The sequence below is a fragment of the Clostridium sp. K13 genome (genome assembly GCF_019734195.1).
Taxonomy (GTDB): domain Bacteria; phylum Bacillota; class Clostridia; order Clostridiales; family Clostridiaceae; genus Clostridium.
In genome coordinates this window covers 1-21,558 of the sequence record NZ_JAASHM010000028.1, presented here as the reverse complement: position 1 = coordinate 21,558, position 21,558 = coordinate 1, and the positions used below count along the sequence as shown (strand labels likewise).

Annotated in this window: 23 protein-coding genes and 1 pseudogene; 18 read left to right on the top strand and 6 right to left on the bottom strand. The window is 27.1% G+C overall.

The window, feature by feature from the left end:
* Nucleotides 1-300: 300 nt before the first annotated feature.
* The 6 genes and pseudogenes from HCG76_RS13885 to HCG76_RS13860 all read right to left on the bottom strand — a co-directional run bounded on the left by HCG76_RS13885 (nt 301) and on the right by HCG76_RS13860 (nt 4,896).
* Nucleotides 301-1,569, bottom strand: coding sequence for a ParB/RepB/Spo0J family partition protein (locus HCG76_RS13885; protein ID WP_221700966.1), 1,269 nt, complete (start codon nt 1,567-1,569; stop codon nt 301-303).
* Nucleotides 1,570-1,581: 12 nt separating this feature from the next.
* The gene (locus HCG76_RS13880; protein ID WP_221700967.1) at nt 1,582-2,334 is read right to left on the bottom strand and encodes a ParA family protein; all 753 of its coding nucleotides are present in this window, start codon (nt 2,332-2,334) and stop codon (nt 1,582-1,584) included.
* 93 nt (nt 2,335-2,427) lie between these two features.
* Nucleotides 2,428-2,646: a hypothetical protein gene (locus HCG76_RS13875; RefSeq protein ID WP_221700968.1), complete on the bottom strand. Its 219-nt coding sequence runs from the start codon at nt 2,644-2,646 to the stop codon at nt 2,428-2,430.
* A gap of 449 nt (nt 2,647-3,095) precedes the next feature.
* Nucleotides 3,096-3,326 (bottom strand): annotated as a pseudogene (locus tag HCG76_RS19570) (PBECR4 domain-containing protein); the annotation flags it as partial.
* A 406-nt stretch (nt 3,327-3,732) separates the two neighbouring features.
* Nucleotides 3,733-4,101, bottom strand: coding sequence for a JAB domain-containing protein (locus tag HCG76_RS19565; protein ID WP_396020919.1), 369 nt, complete (start codon nt 4,099-4,101; stop codon nt 3,733-3,735).
* A 225-nt stretch (nt 4,102-4,326) separates the two neighbouring features.
* Nucleotides 4,327-4,896, bottom strand: coding sequence for a helix-turn-helix domain-containing protein (locus tag HCG76_RS13860; protein WP_221700969.1), 570 nt, complete (start codon nt 4,894-4,896; stop codon nt 4,327-4,329).
* Nucleotides 4,897-5,146: 250 nt separating this feature from the next.
* Between HCG76_RS13860 and HCG76_RS13855 the strand changes: the two genes are divergently transcribed.
* The 18 genes from HCG76_RS13855 to HCG76_RS13770 form a co-directional block, all read left to right on the top strand.
* Nucleotides 5,147-5,566, top strand: a complete 420-nt coding sequence (locus tag HCG76_RS13855; protein WP_221700970.1) for a hypothetical protein — start codon at nt 5,147-5,149, stop codon at nt 5,564-5,566.
* A 144-nt stretch (nt 5,567-5,710) separates the two neighbouring features.
* A complete protein-coding gene (locus tag HCG76_RS13850) occupies nt 5,711-6,607 on the top strand; it encodes a hypothetical protein (RefSeq protein ID WP_221700971.1) in 897 nt (298 codons plus the stop codon).
* A gap of 428 nt (nt 6,608-7,035) precedes the next feature.
* Nucleotides 7,036-9,864, top strand: coding sequence for an MSCRAMM family protein (locus tag HCG76_RS19410; RefSeq protein ID WP_221700972.1), 2,829 nt, complete (start codon nt 7,036-7,038; stop codon nt 9,862-9,864).
* 4 nt (nt 9,865-9,868) lie between these two features.
* The gene (locus HCG76_RS13840; protein WP_260458150.1) at nt 9,869-11,707 is read left to right on the top strand and encodes an isopeptide-forming domain-containing fimbrial protein; all 1,839 of its coding nucleotides are present in this window, start codon (nt 9,869-9,871) and stop codon (nt 11,705-11,707) included.
* 22 nt (nt 11,708-11,729) lie between these two features.
* Complete coding sequence (locus tag HCG76_RS13835) at nt 11,730-12,542, top strand: class C sortase (protein ID WP_221700973.1); 813 nt, start codon at nt 11,730-11,732, stop codon at nt 12,540-12,542.
* Entirely contained in the window at nt 12,523-13,242 is a 720-nt protein-coding gene (locus HCG76_RS19405) for an LPXTG cell wall anchor domain-containing protein (RefSeq protein ID WP_055276908.1), read from the top strand. Before HCG76_RS13835 ends, HCG76_RS19405 begins: the two co-directional genes overlap by 20 nt.
* A 2-nt stretch (nt 13,243-13,244) precedes the next feature.
* Nucleotides 13,245-13,979: a class B sortase gene (locus HCG76_RS13825; protein ID WP_221700974.1), complete on the top strand. Its 735-nt coding sequence runs from the start codon at nt 13,245-13,247 to the stop codon at nt 13,977-13,979.
* Between the two features lie 175 nt (nt 13,980-14,154).
* On the top strand, nt 14,155-14,298 hold the full coding sequence (locus HCG76_RS13820; RefSeq protein WP_221700975.1) for a DUF6906 family protein: 144 nt from the start codon (nt 14,155-14,157) through the stop codon (nt 14,296-14,298).
* Between the two features lie 401 nt (nt 14,299-14,699).
* Nucleotides 14,700-15,053 (top strand): hypothetical protein, encoded by a 354-nt coding sequence (locus HCG76_RS13815; RefSeq protein WP_055276912.1) that lies wholly within the window; start codon nt 14,700-14,702, stop codon nt 15,051-15,053.
* Nucleotides 15,054-15,163: 110 nt separating this feature from the next.
* A complete protein-coding gene (locus HCG76_RS13810; protein ID WP_156327446.1) occupies nt 15,164-15,322 on the top strand; it encodes a hypothetical protein in 159 nt (52 codons plus the stop codon).
* Between the two features lie 43 nt (nt 15,323-15,365).
* Nucleotides 15,366-15,701, top strand: a complete 336-nt coding sequence (locus HCG76_RS13805) for a hypothetical protein (protein WP_055276914.1) — start codon at nt 15,366-15,368, stop codon at nt 15,699-15,701.
* Nucleotides 15,702-15,774: 73 nt separating this feature from the next.
* Nucleotides 15,775-15,918, top strand: a complete 144-nt coding sequence (locus tag HCG76_RS13800) for a hypothetical protein (protein WP_221700976.1) — start codon at nt 15,775-15,777, stop codon at nt 15,916-15,918.
* A 23-nt stretch (nt 15,919-15,941) separates the two neighbouring features.
* A complete protein-coding gene (locus HCG76_RS13795; RefSeq protein ID WP_221700977.1) occupies nt 15,942-16,400 on the top strand; it encodes a YkgJ family cysteine cluster protein in 459 nt (152 codons plus the stop codon).
* A 107-nt stretch (nt 16,401-16,507) separates the two neighbouring features.
* Nucleotides 16,508-16,678 (top strand): hypothetical protein, encoded by a 171-nt coding sequence (locus HCG76_RS13790; RefSeq protein ID WP_156327448.1) that lies wholly within the window; start codon nt 16,508-16,510, stop codon nt 16,676-16,678.
* 5 nt (nt 16,679-16,683) lie between these two features.
* Entirely contained in the window at nt 16,684-16,971 is a 288-nt protein-coding gene (locus HCG76_RS13785; RefSeq protein WP_055276915.1) for a hypothetical protein, read from the top strand.
* Nucleotides 16,972-17,208, top strand: a complete 237-nt coding sequence (locus HCG76_RS13780) for a hypothetical protein (RefSeq protein WP_055276917.1) — start codon at nt 16,972-16,974, stop codon at nt 17,206-17,208. It abuts the gene before it with no gap.
* Nucleotides 17,209-17,250: 42 nt separating this feature from the next.
* Nucleotides 17,251-19,584, top strand: coding sequence for a VirD4-like conjugal transfer protein, CD1115 family (locus tag HCG76_RS13775; RefSeq protein WP_221700978.1), 2,334 nt, complete (start codon nt 17,251-17,253; stop codon nt 19,582-19,584).
* 4 nt (nt 19,585-19,588) lie between these two features.
* On the top strand, nt 19,589-21,558 hold a 1,970-nt coding region (locus HCG76_RS13770), incomplete at its 3' end, for a pLS20_p028 family conjugation system transmembrane protein (protein ID WP_221719009.1).

Here is a 21,558-nt window from a genome sequence, read left to right as displayed (position 1 = left end):
CACATGTCGGTAGAAAAAAAGGATAAGAGAGAGTAGCGACATATGTCGGTAGAAAAAAGGATAAGGGAGAGTAGCGACACATGTCGGTAGAAAAAAAGGATAAGAGAGAGTAGCGACACATGTCGGTAGAAAAAAAGGATAAGAGAGAGTAGCGACATATGTCGGTAGAAAAAAGGATAAGGGAGAGTAGCGACATATGTCGGTAGTAAAAAGGATAAGGGAGAGTAGCGACATATGTCGGTAGTAAAAAGAGTAATATGATAAAAAAGCGAAAAAATAGACTATAGATTTATCTATAGTCTATTTTTTATTATTTTTATATTTGAATAAATTTATAGTTCTTTCTAACTCTAGTATAGTTTCATCAGCTAAATCTAAATTATTATTTTTTATTAAGTCAGCCAGTTCTATTATATCTTTTATAACTGTTTTTCTTAAATTCTTTGCTTTTTCATTTAAAACTTCTTTTTTAATAAAATTTTCTTTTTGAGTAGCTTCAAATTTTAGTTTATTTTCCAATTCCGATATTTTATTTTCTAATTGAATATTATTATTTTTTAATCTTTCAGCATTTTCTTTTTCACTTTTAAGAAGTTTTTCTTTTTCTTCATTAATTATTTTTAATTTTTCATTAAGTTTATCAATTTCTTCATTTCGATTATTTTCAAATTCTTTTGCTAATTGTTCTCTTATTAAGAGTTTTTCTTTTTCCTTTTCTTCAAGTTTTATTTTAATATGTCTTTCTTTTTCTTCAAGTTCATTATTTATTTTTTGATAAGTATTAATTAAATCTTCCTTTTCTTTAATTTGTTTTTCTTTTAAATATTTTTCTTCAATTAATTTATTATTTTCGTTTTTTATTATTTCAAGTTCTTCTTTTGAAATCTTACTTTGTTGTTTTAATACTTCTAAAATAGCAAATTGAACTTGTTCATCTAATTTAGCAAACTTATCACCTTCTGTTAATGTTATAAGTTTATTATCAAAAAATTCTTGTAACTCTGGAATTAGTTTGTTATTTATATTGTTATATCTTTCAATGGTTCTTTCTGAAACTTGTAATTCTTTAGCAATTTCTTTTTTTGCATTTATTTTTGTGCCTTGATGTTTATTTTTTATATTATATAATTCATTAAGTCTTTCAATTTGTTTTCTTTTTTCTTCTTCACTAATTATTCTAGTATCTGAATTACCTTTAATTAAATGAATTTCTTCGTCTATTTCATTTAAACCTTTTATTACTTTACACGGAATAGTATCAAATTTAATGCCAGTTTCTCTTAAATATTTAATAGCTTGGTATCTTCGTTCTCCTGATAAAATTCTAAATTCTCTTTTTTCACTATTTGAAATATCCAATACCTCTATATTGTGCATAAGTCCATTTTCTTTAATATTTTGTGCTAAATCTTCAATAGCAGTTACATTATAAAAGTTTTTATTATTCACTTTAATTTCGTCAAATGGAATTTGACGAAAGTCAAACTCCGATTTGTTTTCGAGAATTTTAGCTTTTTCTCCAAGTGTTTTAGATGATGATTTATTACTTAAATTAAATTTTTTAGCCATTAAATAATCCTCCTATATATTAAATACTTCTTTTACTAATGAGTAATAATCTTTAGTAGCAGTACAGTTTTTATCGTATATAACTAGTGGTTCACCAGTCGTACTTTCTCCAACTTTTGTAGTTTCTCTTATAACTGTATTAAGCAATTGTGTTGAAAGTTCTTGCTCTAAATAAGCCTTTATTTCTTTTGATATATTTGTTTGGGCTTTAAATCTTGAAATGAAAACACCTGCTATTTTCAAATCATAGTTTAATTCTTCAATAACTTCATTAACTTTATCAAATAAGAATGATAATCCTTCAAGAGCAAAGTTATCGGGTGTAAGCGGAACTAATACTTCATCACTAGCAACCAATCCATTTAAGCTCATTGTACTTAAAGATGGGTGATTATCTATTATAATGTAATCAAAGTTATTTTTTATAGATGATAATTTTTTCTTTAATATATTATAAGGGTTTAATTCTGTAGAAAGTTTATTCTGAATATCAAAGTATTTTATTGTACTGGGAATTAAATATAAATTATTAATATCTGTTTTTCTTATAACATCATTGACTTCAATATCTTTATTTGCAAGAAGTTCATAAATTCCTATTTGATTTTCATTTGCCATATTTAAATTAATACAACTATTAGCTTGTGGGTCATTATCTATTAGTAATACTTTTTTACCTTTTAAAGCTAAAATTGTTGCTATGTTAACACTACTTACAGTTTTTCCAACTCCACCTTTTAGATTAAATAATGATATAATTTTCATAATAAAACGCTCCTTTTTTTTACTACTTTAATAGTATCTATTTTTTTTATATTAATCAATTTATTTATAGCGACATATGTCGCTATAAATAAACTACTTTTTGAAAATTTGAATATATCTAACTTTACGAGTAACTTTAGAGTTTTTTATATAAACTGTATCTTCATGGCCTTTAGATATATAAACTACATTAAAATTTTTCAATTCTTCAATGTCTTTAATTTTCATATTATCAAAAAGGTCAATTCTCATTAGTGCTTTATCTTCTAATTTTTTATTATTAGCCGATAAGAAAATATTATAATTCTTCATATAATCAAATCCTTTCATTTTGATTTAACACTCTCGGTTAGCACCTCGTGTTGTTGTTTTTTTGTTGAGCCTAAGACTACATATTGGAGTGAGTTGTAAAGGAAAATGGAGTAAAAAATTTTGGCTGCTTACTGCAGATTCAGTTGGCGGACAAAAATTTTTATGGAATGACTTTACAACTTGAATGGAAATATGATAGGCTAGTGCCTCAAAAAAACAGAATAAAAAAAGAAGTCCCTAAGGACTTCTTACTTATTTGGATGCACTCCATCGGGTACACGCTTATAGTAAAAATAAGTTTAGTTATTCTTTGCTTTAGATTGGTCGCTCGGTAGATGGAACAAGCTAAGGCAATAGAATATCTTAGCTTATTGAAGCGTTATAAGTGGGTGATGGGAATAGTGCCAATAATAAATTATGTACGATAAAGATAAAATGCTTGTCTAGTTTTAGGATTCAAATTCAATTGCAACTAAGTCTGAAGTAGTTGAAAATAAATTAATAAATATATCTTTATAATCCATTAATGTAGGTAAAACAGCGAGTTTAAGTTCTGTAGTACCATCAGTTCTAGGATCAAACTCACTTATAGATAAATTTTTAGTTGTTGCTTTTGTATAGAAATGTTTTGAAGAAAGTTTAGTTTTAATACCAACAAGGTGTAAAAAATGTTTTTTTTCAAACTTTAATTCCTAAAATTTATAAGGTTCATTTTTACTTTTAGAAACTATAATAAAGTTTTTGTTAACTAAGTTTTTTATAAAGATTAGCTGATTTAATTATAGTTTTTAAAACATCATATCTATTTAGTTTTGCTATATATCCCCCTGTATAAAAAATGGAGTATCTGTACTTGGTACATATACTCCCAATTAACTGATTTTTCTGTTGTCTGCCAACGACGTGCAATTAAATCACGTAAATCTTTCAGATTATTAAGGTGTCAGTACACCCAAAATAAATTTTAAGTTTATCTATATAATTATTATAACATTATAAGAGTTATAGTAAAAAAATAGAGGAAATTTTAATAAAGATTATATTTCTGAAAAGTGTTCTTTGAGAACACTTTTTTAGTTTATGTAATTAAATAATATTATGTTTTTTAAAACTAAAAAAATTATTATCTCCAATAATAATATGGTCTAAAAAATTAATACCAAGAATTTTACTACTTTTATTAAAAAGTAAAGTTTCCTTAATATCATGATTACTTGGAGTAGGATCACCAGTAGGATGATTATGAACTAGAATTATACTGTTAGAGTTAGTTATTATAGCAGTTTTGAAAACTTCAGAAGGCGTAGTATTTAAAGTATTAATAGAACCAATCGATACTATAGATATAGAGGATATGTAATTTTTAGAGTCAAGAGTGATAGCAAGTAAAATTTCTTTATCACAGAATTTAAAAAATTTTTTTGTATAATTATAAACATCGCTACCATAACAAATTTTTTTCCTTAAAAAGAAAAGTTTTTTGTTTTTTTTAATATAGTTTTTTGAATATAGATTTTTTTTAGCATAAGTCTCTCCTTTTAAATTAATTATTTATTTTCTATAATTATAGAAAATAAATAGTATTATATAATAAATACTATTTATATAAATAATAAGAGAATTTAATTAAAAAAAAGATAGTCAAGAGAATAATAAAAGTTACTCTCTTGACTATCTTTTTTATTTTGGTTTATATGGAGGAGTATCTTCAGCTATTTTACGTTGATACATTGAAAAATCACTATCATAATATATATCTGAAGATTCTTCCTTATCATTAGAATTTTTTTCTAATAGTGTTTCTATATAATCTAGCTTCTTAGATAAATCATCTATTTTAAAAAGTCTATTTTTAGTTCTTTTTAATTCATCATACATTAGATCAGTTCTTTTCTTTGATTGTTCGAGTTCAATAAAAGTTCTTTCAACTTTTTTTAGTAGTTTTTTTAATTCATCTACATAGTTGTTTTTAGGAGTATTAATAGTTTTTTCATTATTATTTATATAACTTGAATAATCAATTTTAACATCTGTATTATCTAGAACTTCAATACTAAATAAATAATCCATAGAACAATTCATAATTTCGCTTAATTTTAATAATGTATAAATATTAGGTTCAACTTCACCATTTTCATAGTATGAAAGTGTAGACCTTGATATTCCTAATTTATTAGCTAATTCTTGTTGTGTTATATTATTCAATTTTCTATATTCTTTAATTTTTTTTCCAAGATTAATCCAACTCATATGTACTTCCTCCTACTATAGTTTTAACAGAAATATAAAATTTAAACCATAAAAAAAGAGGTTAATGTCAGTAAAAAATAAATTTTATATAAAATGTATTATTTATTGACAAAAATGTTTGTTTTATGTTATTATTTGAACATAGTATTTTCAAAAAAAGAAAAGTGTTATATAAATTAAAAATTTGGAGGAAATAGAAAATTTCCACCCTAGCGGTTTGGGTGAACTATACACTTTTTTAGGAGGAGTTATGGTTAAGCAGGGAAGTTGGAGAGAAGATGACAAAATATTAATAGAAATGTTTAATAATGGTTGTACAGCTTTAGAGATTTCTATAGAATTAAATAGAACAAAAGAAGCAACTCAAAAAAGAATACAATATTTGAAAAGGAAGAAAGTTATATTTGAATGTAATAGAAGATTAAAGCAAATAGAATTAAGAGAAATAAATAAAGCGATAAATTATGAAAGTAGTAAATTTATGAGTGATAGATCACTTGTTAAATCAAGTTTATCAGCATATAAGAATAATTCTAAAGGAGATTTAGTTTTAGATAAGGAAAAAGCTAAAGCAAATGGATATGAATATACTAGTGATATGCCAAGAAAATTAGGAAATAATGAAGGTAGAGAGTATGATAAAACATTTGTATATAAAAAAATAGGTTAATAATTTACAGGACTTGAGGGATTACAAAGAATATAAAATGCAAATTTTAATTAAGGTCTGTAAGTTTATCAAGGGGAGTTTTTCTCCCCAATAAATAAAAGTGTTCCTTGAGAACACAAAATAATATAATGTGAGAGGTGTATTATGAAATTTGAAAAAATAAAAGAAATTTTAAAAAATAGAAAAGTACAAATAATAACAGGAACAGTAGCTGGAGTTTTAGCATTAACAGTAGTTGGAACAATAATATTAAATAATAAAAATGTAGAAAATAAAAATATTATTGTAGAAAAAGATGATAAAAAAGCTTCTAATAAAGAAAATGATGAGATAAAAGAGCAATTAGAAGAATTAAAAAGTATAGATACATCTAATATGTCAGATGAAGAAAAAAAGGAACTAGAAAATAAGATAGCAGATACAGAAAAGAAGGTAGCTAATAATAATGATGAAGCAGGTAAAGAAGTTACTTCGAATACTTCAACATCAAAGCCAAATTCTACTTCAACAACTATAGAAAATAGTGGTACAAGCACTAACACTAATACTAATAAAGGGAGTAATTCTAATAGTAAGCCATCTAGTGGAAGTTCTTCTAACTCAAACAGTAGTAATAATACAGGAAGTTCTAGTAGTGGTTCAACGGGCGGAAATACTACTAATAAGGAAGAAGCTCATACTCATAGCTGGGTGCCAATTACTAGTGTAATACATCATGATGAACAAGGACACTACGAGAAAAAAATAGTTAGTGAAGCATGGACAGAAGAAATTCCGATTTATGAAGATAAAGAAGTGGCAATTTGTAATGGATGTGGTTTAGATATAACATCAGATCCTTGGGGGCATATAGAACAACAAGCATTAGCTGGAAATTACTCTTGTGGGGGATTCCGTACTGATTGGAAACAAGTACAAGTAGGAACTAATAAAATAAATCATGATGCAGTATATGAAGATAAATGGGTTGTTGATAAAGCTGCTTGGGATGAAACAGTTACTACTGGATATAAATGTAGTAGTTGTGGAGCAACTAAATAGTATGATTTATAAAAAGATAGAAGAATTTTTTGATAAATATTTTGAAATTATATTAAAAATAGCATTAATTATAAATGTAGTTATGATAGTGATTTTATTCTGTATGATAAACACCTAGAAATTAAGATGTTTTCTATAGTAATAAAAATATTAAAAGGTGTTCCCGAAGGACACAAAACTTGATAAGTTAATTTTATTTAAAACACCTATTAGTTTAGGTGTTTTTTAGTACAAAAAATTATGTAACATAAAGAACTTCAACTATTTAATATGGTTGGAGTTTTTTAATTGCATAATTTAAGAAAGTGAAAGGGGTGAATTAAAATGAATACTTGTGTAATGTGTGGAACTATTGTATTAAATGGAGATCATGTTTGTAAGTATTGCACAGAAAAAATTGAAAATGAAAAAAATAAGGAGGGATGACAGTGAGAAAACTTAAAAGAATTTTAAGTTTAGTTCTAACTATGTGCATTTTTATAGGAATGGGAAGTGATATAAAAGCACAAGCACAAACTATAGAAGAAGTTGCTAAGTTAGAAATCAAAGTTAATGGTAAAGGTACTGTTATTGTTGATGATGGCTATTCAAAATACTCTTTAGAAGATAAGGATGTATTAAGAGCTAATGCAACTGTAAATAGTGATTTGAAATTAACAGTAACTCCTAATGATGGATATTTAATAGCATCTGTAAGTGGTGTTGATTCTCAAGTTGGAGAAAGTGGAAACAGTAAAATATATAATGTTTCTACAAAATCTGATGGTACTTTTATTGATGTAAACTTTGAAAAAGAAACTAAAGATGAAGCTGAGAATGAGATTAAAGAAGAAACTAATAATGAAATAAAAGAAGAAGTTAATGATGAGATTGAAGAAGAAACTAAAGAAGAAGTTAATGATGAGATTGAAGAAGAAAAGGGTGTATCTGAAGAAGCTAAGAAGTTTATTGCAGAATATGAAGCTGGTAACTATGATTCTTCAGAATCATTAGAATTTAGAAAATCATTAGTAGCTTCTAACAACCTAGAAGAGTACGTTGATTTTCAATTCTTCTTTAAACAAGAGTATATCGAGGATTTAGAAGAAACTTATTTAGGGGATTTACTTACACTTATTAGGTTATCATCGAATAATATAACATCTACGAATGATTTATTTGATGCTTACTCTCAAGTAGATGCTAAGTATATTTTGATACCATCTATTAATAGAATGGCTAGATCTGGTTTTTCTACATTTGATTTAGCTATGGCTAGAAGTGTAACAGTAATGAGACCTAATCATACTAATATTTCTGCTCCCGAAAATAGTGTAACTTACTATGAGGGTGGTATCTTTATGGGACAAACTGGTGTCTATTCTGTTAATGGTAGAGCGGCTTTTTGTGCTGACCATACTAAGACAGACCCACCATCAGGCACTATATTATCAAATATACAAGAAGTAACAAATGATACTATTAGAAAGATATTGTATTACGGTTCTGAAGGACCAGCTCAAATTAGTGGTTGGACTTATAATTCTTTAAGATTAGGAACTGCTATGGCGATATCTAATATTAGACATGGTACTAGTAAGAGTATGGGTGTAAGATTAACAAATGCAGTTTCAGGACTTGCATCTCCACCATCATCTTTTAAGGCTTATATTGGAGATCCATCAAATTCTGCATATCAATCAATTGCTTATTGGGAATATAGTCCCAAGGGTTCATTACAAATATCTAAATCTTCTGCTGACCCATCTATTACAAATGGGAATAGTTATTATGACATAACAGGTGCAGAATATGGGGTATTTACAGGTTCTAATGCAACTGGTCAAGTGGCAACTCTTACAATAGGTTCTAATGGTTGGTCTCAAGAAATTTCTTTAGATGCAGGAACTTATTATATAAAAGAAATTAAGGCTCCAAAGGGATATGCTTTAGATAATAATATCTATCCTATGACAGTTACTTCGGGTAGTAAAGCTACAAGAAACTTTACTGATAAACCACAAACTGACCCTGTAGGTGTGCTTTTAAGAAAAGTAGATGCTGATACTGGAAATGCTTCACCTCAAGGTAGTGGAACATTAGAAAATGCTGAATTTACTTTTAAATTTTATGCAGGTGAATATAACGATGGTGTTAATCCAGCAGACTTAGGTATTAGTCCTACTAGAACTTGGATTATGAAAACTAATTCTAATGGATTTATTCGTTTAGAAGATTCTTATAAGGTATCAGGGGATGCATTTTGGTACACTAGTTTTGGAGTTCCTACATTACCAGCAGGAACATTAACAATTCAAGAAACTAAAGCTCCTATTGGGTATAAAATTAATTCAGAGATATTTGTAAAGAAAATAACAACTAGTGGTAGTGGGGAATTAGTAAATACTTATAACGAGCCAATAATAAAAGAAGATTCTTTAAACTTTGTTATAAAAAAGGTTCAAAGTGGAACATCAACTTTAATACCTAATGCTAAGTTTAGACATACTTTACCTGATGGTACTACAGAAGAGTTACAAACTGGTTCAAATGGTGAAGTAGTTATTAGAGGTTTAACTCAAGGTATTCACAAAATAGTTGAGTTTGAAGCTCCTGAAGGTTATGAAGTAAATAAAAATGAATTTGTGTTTGAAGTTAAGTCAGATAACACTATAAATGTTATTTCTAATACAATAAATATGGGTATGAGTTATTCAGAATTTGAGGGTGATGGAATTTTAACTGTAAATGATGATGTTAAGCCATTTAGTATAAAATTAACAAAGGTTAATGATAAAGGGGCAGTTTTAGAAGGTGCAGAGTTCACTTTATATTCAGATAGTGCTTGTAATAATGTAATAGAAACACAAGTAAGTGATGGAAATGGTAATCTTAAATTTTTAAATTTAAAACCAGGAACAAAATACTATATGAAAGAAACTAAAGCTCCCGAAGGTTATAGAATACCAGTAGATATTTTTGGAAAAGTTCATGTTTATGAAATATATGTAGAATCAACACCAGTTAATAATGTGTTTGATTACTATATAGACGGTGTTAAATACACAGTAAATGATACAGATTCAAATAAGGATGTATATTTAGCTGGAACTAAATCTGATAGAGAAGTAAATATAAAAGTTGTAAATACAATAGGTATGAAGTTACCTAAAACAGGTTCATGGTTAATGATACCTATATTATTAATTGGAGTAGGATTGATGTCTTATTCAGTTTTTTCAAATAAAAAGAAAATGAAAGTAGATAAAGGGGAATAGGGTAATGATAAGCAAGAAAACAAGAAAAATATTTTGTTCAGTATTATTGGCTGGAATAATAGTAGGTCAAATGAGTTCAATAAAGGTTTTTGCAGAAGCAAATATACAAAGTATAGTAGATGTAAGAGCTGAAGTAGGAACTCCAGGGGGAGTAGCAAATTTAGGTAAAGGAAGTGCACAAATAACTATTTCAGGAAATAGTGGACAAACATTAGTAGGGAAAAAGTTTAATGTGTACAAGCTATTTGATGCTGAAAACTCAGCAGGGTTAGAATCAATTAATTATACAATAAATCCTACTTATAAAACTCCATTACAAAATGTAGTAGGTAAGAAATTAAATAAAGCAGCAGCTCAAGTAACTGAATATGAAATAATTGATTATATTCAATCTTTAAATACTAATAAAGTTGAAGGTGCTCATGCAGATCAAACTTTAGAAGGTAGATATAGTGATTTCAGATACTTTGTAGAAGAACTAAGGGATGAAATTAAGAAGTTAAATATTAAAGGTGATGTTGTTAATGTAAGTGAAACTAAGGCTGATAATAGCATAGTTATTGCAGGATTAGACTATGGTTATTATGTTGTTGATGAAGTAACGGCTGTAGATGATACTCATTCAGCAAGTTCACTTTGTATGGTGAATACTGCTAATCCAAATGCAGAAGTGCAAATAAAGTCAGATTATCCTTCTGTAATAAAGAAAATACAAGAAGATGATAATAAAGATAGCATAGGAAATAGTGGTTGGAATGATATTGGGGACTATGAAATAGGTCAAACAGTTCCTTATAAATTTGAATCAAATGTTCCAAACATGAATGGATATCATAATTATTATTATGCATGGCATGATAAAATGGATGAAGCTTTAACTTTTAAGAAAGATACAGTTTCTATTACTATTGAAGGGAAGAATAAGAGTTATACTTTAAATCCAGGAGAATTTAATATAGTTGAAAATCCAGGAAAAGGAGAAACTTTTAAAGTTGAAATTACTGACTTAAAAGCTATAGTAGACAGGGAATTTAATAATAAAAATGCTTTAGGTGAAAATGAATATGGACAAAAGGTTATTTTAAGATATGATGCTACTTTAAATGATAAAGCTGCTAACGATACTGGTAGACCAGGTTTTGAAAATGATGTTAAGCTTGAATTTTCAAATAACCCTGATGGTGACGGACAAGGTGAAACTGGTGAAACTCCTTGGGACACAGTAGTGTGCTTTACATTTAAGGTTGAAGGTTTAAAAGTTAATGACCATAATTTAAATCTTGAAGGAGCTAAGTTTAGATTATATTCAGATAAAGATTGTAAAAATGAAGTATATGTTAAAAAATCTTCTGATGGATATATAGTAATTAATAGAGATAGCATTGGTGGAAGTGATCATACTGGTGGTACTAAACCACAAGATGCAGTAGAAATGGTATCAGATGCCAATGGCGTATTTAACATAATTGGATTAGATCAAGGAACATATTGGCTTAAAGAAACAGATGCCCCTGATGGATATAGACCATTATTAGACCCAATAGAAATTAATGTAGTACCAACTTATACAACTGATAGAAACAATTACATTAAAGGTGATGGAGCAACTGACAAAACATTAAAGACATTAGAAGCAACTGCTAAGATTAAATCTTTCTATTCAGGAATATTTAATACTGAAGATTTAAATTTAACTACAGATGTAAATGAAGGTTCAATGAACTTAACAGTAGTGAATAAAGTTGGAACTAAGCTACCTATAACTGGTTCACCAATGACTTTATTAATGGTTAGCTTAGGAACTGGAATTATGACTTACTCAATTAGAAGAAAGAAAAACTAATATATAGATAGGTAAAATTGTTATGGGAAAGAATAATATATTAAAAAAATTAAGTTTTTTATTAGGATTAATATTATGTTCTTACCCTTTGATTAGTGGGATAGTTCAGCAACAGGCTCAGAAAGGGACTGTTGCTACATATCAACAGATGATAAATAATTCATCTAATTCTTCTCTTGAAGAAGCATTATCAAAGGCAAAGGAGTATAATGAAGTTCTATTTGAATCACTTACTTCTTTAAGTAGTGATAAGCTAAGTATTTTAAGTGAAGAAAATTATAATACAACATTGGATATAGGAAATGGAATTATGGGAAGCATAGAAATTCCTAGTATTAATGTTAATTTACCTATATACCATGGAACTAGTGATGAAGTATTATCTGCTGGTGTAGGACATCTTAATGGAAGTAGTTTACCTATAGGTGGGGTTAATACTAAAAGTATATTAACAGCTCATAGAGGATTGCCAAGTTCTAAGTTATTTACTAGATTAGATGAATTAGTAGAAGGCGATTTATTTTTTATAAGAGTATTAAATGAAACATTAGCTTATAAGGTCAATGATATACAAGTAATAGAGCCTGAAGATGTTGCTGGATTAGAAATTGAAGAAGGCAAAGATTTAGTTTCTCTTATAACTTGTACTCCATATGGGTTAAATACTCATAGGCTTGTAGTAACTGGTGAAAGAACTGAATATGAACCAGCTATATATGAGAGTATAGAAAGTAAAAATATGTCTATTAGAGAATATGTATTTTTAGCAATCCCATTTGTATTTTTAACAATAATTGTTGGAAGGAGGATTAATAGTGCTAGGAAAAAAGCTTAAAGTATTGGTATCAACATTAATATTATTAAGTGTACCAATTAGTGTTATTGCTTCACCGAGAGCTATAATTAGCGATTCTGTAATAATTGATAAAGGAGATGGAAGTGTAGTAATTCCACCAAGTGAGGTATTAAATGAAATACTAAATAATGAGACTTCTTTATCAAATAAGGGAAGTATAACTATAAAATTAGCAGATGCAAAAAATAATCAAAGCAAAGAAGGTGTTGAGTTTTCAATATCTAAAATAGCAGATATTGAAGATGGGCTTTACAAAGTAAAGGAAGATTATAAGGGTGTAGAAGTTGATTTAAATAATATAAAAACTGCTAATGATTTAGAATTAGCAGCCGAGTTATTTAAGAAAGTAGCCAAAACAGATAATTTAATGAAAACTAATGCTAGTGGAGAGTGTAATATTGAGGATTTAGATGTGGGAGTATATTTAGTATATGCTAAGAATATAGCAAATTACGATAATATAACTCCTTTTATAGTTTCAATTCCTTCATGGAATGAAACAGATAAATCTATGTCTTATGATATACAAGTAATACCTAAACATACTGAAATAATAAAAAAAGATAAGACTAAGGTTCCAGCAACAGCATATGATGGAAATTCAATTTATTTAGTTTTAGGAGGTATGGGTTTAATAGGTAGTTCAACTTTATTTTTTAAGGCAAGAAAGAAGGAGTAACTTTGAAAAAGATAGTAGCAAGTGTTTTATTAGTAATTTCTATAATATTTCTATTTAAAGGCTTTATAGATTGGAAATATAGAATAACTAATAAAGTAAATAATGATAGTATTCGAGAGTTGGTAACTAACGAAAATGAGGAAGATCCATTAAATAGAATTATAGATTTTCAAAAATTAAAATCTATAAATAAGGATGTAGTAGCATGGATATACATTCCTGGAACGAAAGTGGATTATCCCATACTAGTAGGTGAAAGTGATGAAGAGTATTTATATAAAAATATAAGTAAGGAGCATACCCCCCTAGGTTCCTTATTTGGTTTTAGTGGTACAAACTTTACAAAGGGTAATACTTTCATATTCGGACATAATATGGCTAGTAGTCAAATGTTTGGTGAACTTAGAAAATACTTATCTTCGGACTTTTTAGAAGAACATAGATATATATATGTATATACGGAGAGAAAAGCTATGAAATGTGATATATTTTCAATTTTTATTGCTAATGAAAATGATAATGTGTTTAGTGGTCAATATGAACTAGGGACTGTAGAATATATAGATTTACTTTCAGAATTGGTTAATAGAAATAATTATAGTAATAATAACTTGAAAAAGGATATTATAGAATATTCAACTACACAAGTTTTTAATCTAATAACTTGCTACGGAAGAGAAGGTACTTCTGATAGATTACTTGTTAATGGAATAGTTGTAGAAGAAAAAATAAGATAAATGATAAAGGTGTTCCTAGGGGACACCTTTTAATTATAAGAAAAAATAATATAAATATGAAATAAAAAATGTGTCCCCGAAGAACACTTTTTATTATTAAGTAAGTTAACTAAAGTAAGTAATTTTATGCTTATTTTAGTTAATTTATAAAAGGTAATTTAAAGGAGGAAATAATATGAAAGGGAAAAATCCAACTAGGAAGCAAAAAATTATGATAAAAGAAAATAAGTTAAATCCTGATAATTGGGTAGTATTAAAAGTTTTTAGCGATAGGATTTGTATTCAACATAAAGTAAGTAAAAAAATTAGGGAGATATAAATGCAAAAAAATCTAATAAATTGGATAAATAATTATATAGATAAAAAAATGAAAGAAGGAAGAAAATTTATTAATAAAATAAATATTAAAGAAAAAAAGTAGATATTAAAAGAAATGAGTGAGAATTATGATGTTTATGAGTGTTATAGCAATAGTTTTATCAGTATGTGGAGTTGCAAGTGTAGCTTGTGTTATTGTAGGAGCAAAATCGGAAAAAAATATTTAAAAAGTGTTCCCCAGGGACATATTTTTGAAGGAATAAATTTGTTAATAAGATAAAAAGATGTCCCCGAAGGACATCTTTTATTATTAGGTAAGTTAAATAAAGTAAGTATTTTTATACTTATTTTATTTAGGTTATAAGGTAAATAAAATTAAAATACATATTTGGAGGAAAAGACATGGAGACAATAAAGGTAGCGATAAGAATTACCGAGGAAATAAGAATAAAATTAGAAGAGTATATAGTTATAAATGGGTTGCATAGACAAAGAATAAGATATAATCAATTAGCAGAACAAATAATAAAGGATTGGTTGAAGAATCCAAGGTTAAATAAAGAAAAAATAATTTATGGTACATCAAGTAAAACTAGGGGGGGGAGGGTAAGTATAAACTTAACAGAAGAAGAACATATAAGAGCATATGAAATATATGTAGCTGAATACATAAGAGAGTGTAGAAGTTTAAATATATTATTATATAACGTTTTGTTGCAGTTTGTTGATAATAATTTTAGTGATTTTGAAATATAAGAAAGTAGACCAAACGGAATATTAAGTAACGGAACAAAGTGAGTAAGTTAATGTATAGTGCGGTAGAAGCTTAAGGTGTTCCTAGGGAACACTTTTGGAAAGGAAGTAATATGGGAAAGGCAGATAGATATATAGAAAAACAAAAGTGTCAAAATAGTCAACTTAACCCTTTTAAAAACAGAAAAAAATATGATTTTATAGAAATGATAGAGCATAGTAAAAATCAAAATAGGTTCGTAAATAAAATCATAAATAGAAAATTAAAGTAGTGAATAATTCAAAAATACAATTAATTGAAAGTGAGTGAAAATAATGAATAAAAAAATAGAAGTGAATAGTGAGATTAAAGAAATAAAAAGATTAATAGAAGAGAATGAAATTAATAAAGCAGAATTTAAAGCTTTTGAATTAGCTGAATCTATATTTCCATATAAAAATAATGGTGATCCATATTTTACTAATGAATGTGTAAATGTAATAAGCAAAATTATTATGAAAGAATACAAGAAAAGTTGTAAAGAGGAAATTAATATAGATTATATTATAAATAATTTTGAAGAGTTATCAAAAGAAGTAATTGATGTGCCGGAAATAGTGAAAGCAACATTGAAGGCTGAAATACTATCAAGTTTAAACTTATTAAAATAAAGGTATCCCTTGGGGATACCTTTTAATTATGCAATTAATATTCTATTTAATATAGATGAAAGGTGTGTTATATATGAATACAGATAAGACTAGGTTAACAATAATGAATGGATTAGAAGTGAAAAAAGGTATATTAGATAATTGTAAAATAATAGATTGTAAAAATGAAAAAAGTAATAAATTGTATAAAAAGATATTGAAGAAATTAATAAAGTAAAATCAAAGGCACAAGAATATATTATGAATATTAAGGAAAATTATACTAGTGAATATGAAAAGTTAAATACAGTAATAAAAGTTAATGAAAAAGTAAATTATGAAATGCTTATTACAAGAGAGGGTAATTTAAAAATACCATGTGTATTTTTAAATGAAGGTAAATGTTCAATATATGAAGTAAGACCATTTATATGTAGATTTTATGGTACAAGGAATAAAGACTATGGTTGTAATAAAGTATATATTAAAAAATTAGATTATAGTGAAGGTGAAATGGATAATATATTACTTGAAAAGAGAATAAACTCTGAGTTTAAGAAGATAATTGGCGAAGAATATATTGAAAGGGGATATCCTATAAGTGATTTTATTTATAGTATGTATGATTTCAATATTAAGAGTGGAAAATATAAATTGGCTACTGAAAGTAATAAAAAAGATTATGTAATTATGAAAGCTAAGATAAACAATTTAATTTAGATAAAGGTGTTCTTCGGGAACACCTTTTTATTATATATATTTTTAGGAAAAGAACTTCTGACAGGCAATAGCCGAGAGGTTCTTTTTTATTGAAGGGAGGTGATTATATGGCAGGAGAAAAGCTTGATAAAGATATTAAAGAAATTGCAGTTGCGGTAATTGAAGCAAGTGGCAAAACTTATGAAGAATGGTTAAATGAACAACATAGGAATGTTATATTTACAAATTCAAAGTTATTGAAGGAAAGCTTAAATTTAAGAAAGGAAATAGGTAATTAATTGGAGTGGAAATTAAAATTAGAGGGATTTCAAAAGCAACAATTAGTAAAATTGATGAAAAAGCAAAAGAATTAGGATATAAAAGTAGAAATGAGTTTTTAAAAACATATTTAGAAAGACAATTTTTATATCTTGATAAATTAGTAGAGTATGAAGGAAAATATGAAATTCTACTTGATAAAGTTCTTAAAGTATTGGACTACAATACTTTAGCATTAAATAAATTTTGTGAAGAAAATCTTATAGATGTAGAAGAAATAGTAAAAGAAGATAGATTTAAGGAGGAAAAATAAATGGATGTTGTACAACAATTAGCAAATATGGGGAATGAATTTATTGGATGGATGCAAATTTTAGGTGTAGTTGGAGCAGCTATAGCTTTTGGAGTAGGTGGATTTCAACAGATATTTGGAGGAGCTGAAGGATTAAGAAAGGCTAAACCTTGGTACATAGGAGCAGGAGTAGGGCTTATTTTTATATTAGGTGCTTCTGCAATAGCCACTTTCTTAGAATCAAAAATAACATTTTAAAAAAGGGAAGATTTAATCTTCCCTTTTATTATAGGAGGATATATGAAGAAATTTATTTCAGATGTAAAAAAAGAATTAAATGATTTATTAGAAGAAAAAGAAGCTAATAGAGAAATGAAATTAATAAAACGGTTAGCTGATAAAAAGATACTATTATCTTTTATAATAGGTGTATTTTTACTGGTAACTATTTTTGTTAATTTAATTTCTAACTCTATAGATGCAATGTTTTTAATGTTAGCAGGAGGAGAAAGTAAATTTAATATTTTATTCAACTTATTTATGCCTAATTTTGGGTATCCATTATTGTATTTATTAGCATATGGAATAATGACATTAGTATTGATTAAATTTATTTTTAACTTTAGGGCATCATTTAAGGATATAAGTGATGGACAAAAAGGTACGAGTAGATTTACTACTATGGAAGAAATAGATGAACAATATAAAAGTGTTGATGAAGTTGAAACAATTGAGGAAAGAGAGCAGGGAGGATATAACGGAAAAGGTGGAATACCAATTGCTCGTGGGTATAAAGATTATATTGTAATAGATGGTAAGAAGGTAATGAGAGAAGTTTTATATATTGATGATAGTCCAACAAATAACCTTATTATTGGAACAACTAGAAGTGGTAAAGGTGAATTATTTGTATTTCCAACTATTGATTTATATTCAAGAGCGGAGGAAAAAGCTTCGTTGGTGGTCAATGATCCAAAGGCTGAGTTGTATGGTGCTTCAAAAGAGATACTTGAAGCTAGAGGATATAGAGTAGAAGTTTTAAACTTAATAAATCCATTAAATTCAATGAGTTATAATCCACTTCAGTTAGTAATAGATGCTTATGAGAAAGAGGACTATAGCACAGCTCAAGGATTATGTAAGACATTAACTCATATGCTTTATTATAAACCAGATACCAAAGACCCTTTTTGGCAAAATTCAGCTATGAGTTTAGTTAATGCTTTAATTCTTGCAGTTACAGAGAAATGTTTTGAAGATTGCAAAATATATTATAAAAAGATAGCTGAATTAGAAAATAGTGATAAGAAAAATAAAGATAAATTAATAAGTAACTTAGAAAAAGATATTAAAAAAATAAAGTCTAAAATAACTCTTTATACAGTTGCTAATATGTTATCGGAATTAGGTTCTAAGACAGATATTAAAGGTAATAATGAATTAGATAAGTATTTTTCAAAGTTACCAGTAGAATCAGTAGCAAAAATGCAGTATGCAACGTCTAACTTCTCTAAAGGAGAAGCTAGGGGGTCTATATTTAGTGTTGCAATGTCAGAGCTTAATATATTTACTATGGATGAAATAGCAAAGTTAACATCTAAAAATTCTATAGATTTAAAAGATATAGGCTTTAAATCAGAAGATAATAGACCAGTAGCTTTATTTATGACAGTTCCCGATTATGATACATCTAATCATGTTATTGCAAGTATATTCGTTAGACAATTATATTATGTTTTAGCAAAAGAAGCCACATTCAATATCCCTGCTAAATGTGATAGAGAAGTTATCTTCTTATTAGATGAGTTTGGTAATATGCCAGCCATAGAAAGTATGGCTAACATAATAACTGTTTGTTTAGGTAGAAATATTAAATTTAATTTAATCATTCAAGGTATATCACAATTAAAAAAATTATATGGAGATGACTATAAAACTATATTAGGAAATTGTTCTAATAAGTTTTATATATTTACTAATGAAGTAGAAACCGCTGAAGAATTTTCAAAGTTATTAGGTGATAAAACTATAACAACTTATTCAAGAAGTGGAGAAATACTTGATACAACTAAACATCAAACTGAAAGTGTTGATGGAAGAAAGTTACTAACTACAGATGAATTGATGCACTTAGAAGAAGGTGAAGTTGTTATTGTTAGAGGAACTAAAAGACGAGATATTAATGGAAAGAAGATTAGACCATTTCCTATTTTCAATACGGCAGAGCATACTCTTAAATATAGATATGAATATTTAGGAGATTTCTTTGATAATACAAAGAATCTTATAAATGAAGAAATCCCAACTCTTCATAGAAATGTGAATTTGAAAGAGTTAATACTATTTAAAGATGATAAAGAAGAAAATAGTATACCAAATAAGTCAATAATTGAAGAAGTAGTTAATGAGTATAAAGCAAAAGACAAAGCTATAGAGCTAGGAAGAATATTTACTCCTAAAGACCTTGATAATATTAATCGAGAAATAGAAATGAGAAAGAAAGGTATCGAAGTTTTTAATGAAAACTCCATGTGGAGTAATTTGTATAAGGTAGCAAATGAAATTAATAATGAAAAGTTAAATGCTTATATAAAAATAGGAGAAGAAGAAATTAAGAGATTAAGTAGGGGGTGAAATTTTGGATACACTTTATACATTAATTGAGAATGGAGTTCTTGAATTAGGAAATGTATTTGAAAGTTGTATTAGGTGGTTAGGTTGGGGATTAATAACCTTACTTGCTAAATTAGTGAATGGTATAGAAAGTACGGCTAATAAAGTATATACAATAAACGGATTTTTCAATAGTTCGGAAGTAAATCAATTAATAGATAAATATGAACCTTTAGTTTGGACTATACTTGCTATTTCAATTGGTATACTAGGATTTAGAATTATATTTAACAGGCAACAAAATAGAAACGAATTACCATCAAATATATTATTTTCAATATTAGTAGTAGTATTACTTTCAACTTTTATGACAAAGATGAATGATATAACTAAAGTAGCAATAAGTAGTATAAATAATTCTAATCAAAGCCTAACAAATACATTAGTTAAAGAAAGCTTATATGATATATATTATTTGGATGATAATGATTTTAACCTGGCAGGAGAAAAAAATAATATAAGTGCAGATAGTATATATAATATAGATATAAATGAAGCTCTTGATACCAGCGAAGTTAAAGATTCAGATTTATTTAAGAAAAAGATAATTTTTAAAGAAAATGGAGATAAAAAATTAGTTAAGTTAGAGAAGGGGTGGTTTTCAATAGATGAAATGTATTATAGATATAATATTGATTTCATTTCAGTAATCATCTCTCTTGGAGCTATTGGAATAGCATTTGTTTGCATTATGTTAAAAGTTATAAGATTATTATTTGAGTTGGCATTTAATAAACTTTTTATAACATTACTAGCATTTGCTGATATAAGTGATGGTAAAAGATTAAAGGAAATGGTAAAGCATATAATATCCATATTTATAGTTATATTTATTACTGCTGTATTAACTAATATGTATATGTTATATAATTCATGGATAACTAAAAGTCTTGTTGCTAATGGATTAGGCAATAATGGGATATTAAAAATATTATTTATTGTAGGTGGAGCAATAGCGGTTATAGATGGTCCTAATTTAGTTGAGAGAATACTGGGAATAGATGCAGGGTTAAAGAGTTCATGGGGAACTTTAATGGCTGGATATGGAGTAGCAAAGGGAGCATTAAATTCAGGAAAATTATTAGCTGGAGTAGTACCTAAATTAGGAAATGGATTAGCTTTAGGCATGGCTGGTGCTAGTGGAGCTATGTCAGGAATGTTTGCAGGAAAAGATAAAAATAATATACCTAATAAAGAAAATGATTCAGATATTAAAAAGCAAGATAAAACTGTAGATAGTCAACCAAGCCAAATGAAAGCAAGTAAAGATAATGAAGCAGATTTAAATACTATAAATGATAAATTTAAGGATATAGAAGAACTTAAAAATAATTCAGATAATGATATTAATACGAAAAATAAAAATGGAGATAAAGTAGGAATCTTAGTTGGAGAAAGCTTACAAGATCAAATGAAAGCAAGTAAAAATAATAAAGCTAATTTAAATTCCTTAAATGATAAGTTCAAAGATATAGAAAATCTAAGAAATAATCCAAACAAAGATTTTGGTAAGAATAACATAGAAAATAATGAATCAAAAGGATTAGATGGAAAGACTGTACAAGAAGGAATAAAAGCAGTTAAAAATAATGCAAGTAATTTAAATTCTCCAGGTGATGAATTCAAAGACATAAAAAGTTCAACAAATAATCCAAACAAAGATTTTAGTAAAAATAATGTAGAAGCTAATAAATCAAAAGGATTAGATGGAAAGACTACACAAGAAGGAATGAAAGCAGTTAAAAATAATGGAAGTAATTTAAGTTCATTAAATGATAAATTCAAGGACATAGAAAATCTAAGAAATAATCCAAATAAAGATTTTAGTACAAATAATATAGAAGGCAATAAAATAAACGGCTCAGAAGGACAAACTATGCAAGAAGGAATGAAGTCATTTAAAAATAATGGAAGTAATGTAAGTTCATTAGATGA

Bases quoted from the DNA above. Each gene is read 5' to 3' on its own strand.
- HCG76_RS13840 (WP_260458150.1), top strand. From the start codon at position 9,869: ATGATAAGCAAGAAAACAAGAAAAATATTTTGTTCAGTATTATTGGCT.
- HCG76_RS13885 (WP_221700966.1), bottom strand. From the start codon at position 1,569: ATGGCTAAAAAATTTAATTTAAGTAATAAATCATCATCTAAAACACTT.
- HCG76_RS13850 (WP_221700971.1), top strand. From the start codon at position 5,711: ATGAAATTTGAAAAAATAAAAGAAATTTTAAAAAATAGAAAAGTACAA.
- HCG76_RS13880 (WP_221700967.1), bottom strand. From the start codon at position 2,334: ATGAAAATTATATCATTATTTAATCTAAAAGGTGGAGTTGGAAAAACT.
- HCG76_RS13790 (WP_156327448.1), top strand. From the start codon at position 16,508: ATGGCAGGAGAAAAGCTTGATAAAGATATTAAAGAAATTGCAGTTGCG.
- HCG76_RS13805 (WP_055276914.1), top strand. From the start codon at position 15,366: ATGAATAAAAAAATAGAAGTGAATAGTGAGATTAAAGAAATAAAAAGA.
- HCG76_RS13775 (WP_221700978.1), top strand. From the start codon at position 17,251: ATGAAGAAATTTATTTCAGATGTAAAAAAAGAATTAAATGATTTATTA.
- HCG76_RS13860 (WP_221700969.1), bottom strand. From the start codon at position 4,896: ATGAGTTGGATTAATCTTGGAAAAAAAATTAAAGAATATAGAAAATTG.
- HCG76_RS13820 (WP_221700975.1), top strand. From the start codon at position 14,155: ATGAAAGGGAAAAATCCAACTAGGAAGCAAAAAATTATGATAAAAGAA.
- HCG76_RS13835 (WP_221700973.1), top strand. From the start codon at position 11,730: ATGGGAAAGAATAATATATTAAAAAAATTAAGTTTTTTATTAGGATTA.
- HCG76_RS13815 (WP_055276912.1), top strand. From the start codon at position 14,700: ATGGAGACAATAAAGGTAGCGATAAGAATTACCGAGGAAATAAGAATA.
- HCG76_RS13875 (WP_221700968.1), bottom strand. From the start codon at position 2,646: ATGAAGAATTATAATATTTTCTTATCGGCTAATAATAAAAAATTAGAA.
- HCG76_RS13810 (WP_156327446.1), top strand. From the start codon at position 15,164: ATGGGAAAGGCAGATAGATATATAGAAAAACAAAAGTGTCAAAATAGT.
- HCG76_RS13780 (WP_055276917.1), top strand. From the start codon at position 16,972: ATGGATGTTGTACAACAATTAGCAAATATGGGGAATGAATTTATTGGA.
- HCG76_RS13855 (WP_221700970.1), top strand. From the start codon at position 5,147: ATGGTTAAGCAGGGAAGTTGGAGAGAAGATGACAAAATATTAATAGAA.
- HCG76_RS13795 (WP_221700977.1), top strand. From the start codon at position 15,942: ATGAATATTAAGGAAAATTATACTAGTGAATATGAAAAGTTAAATACA.
- HCG76_RS13800 (WP_221700976.1), top strand. From the start codon at position 15,775: ATGAATACAGATAAGACTAGGTTAACAATAATGAATGGATTAGAAGTG.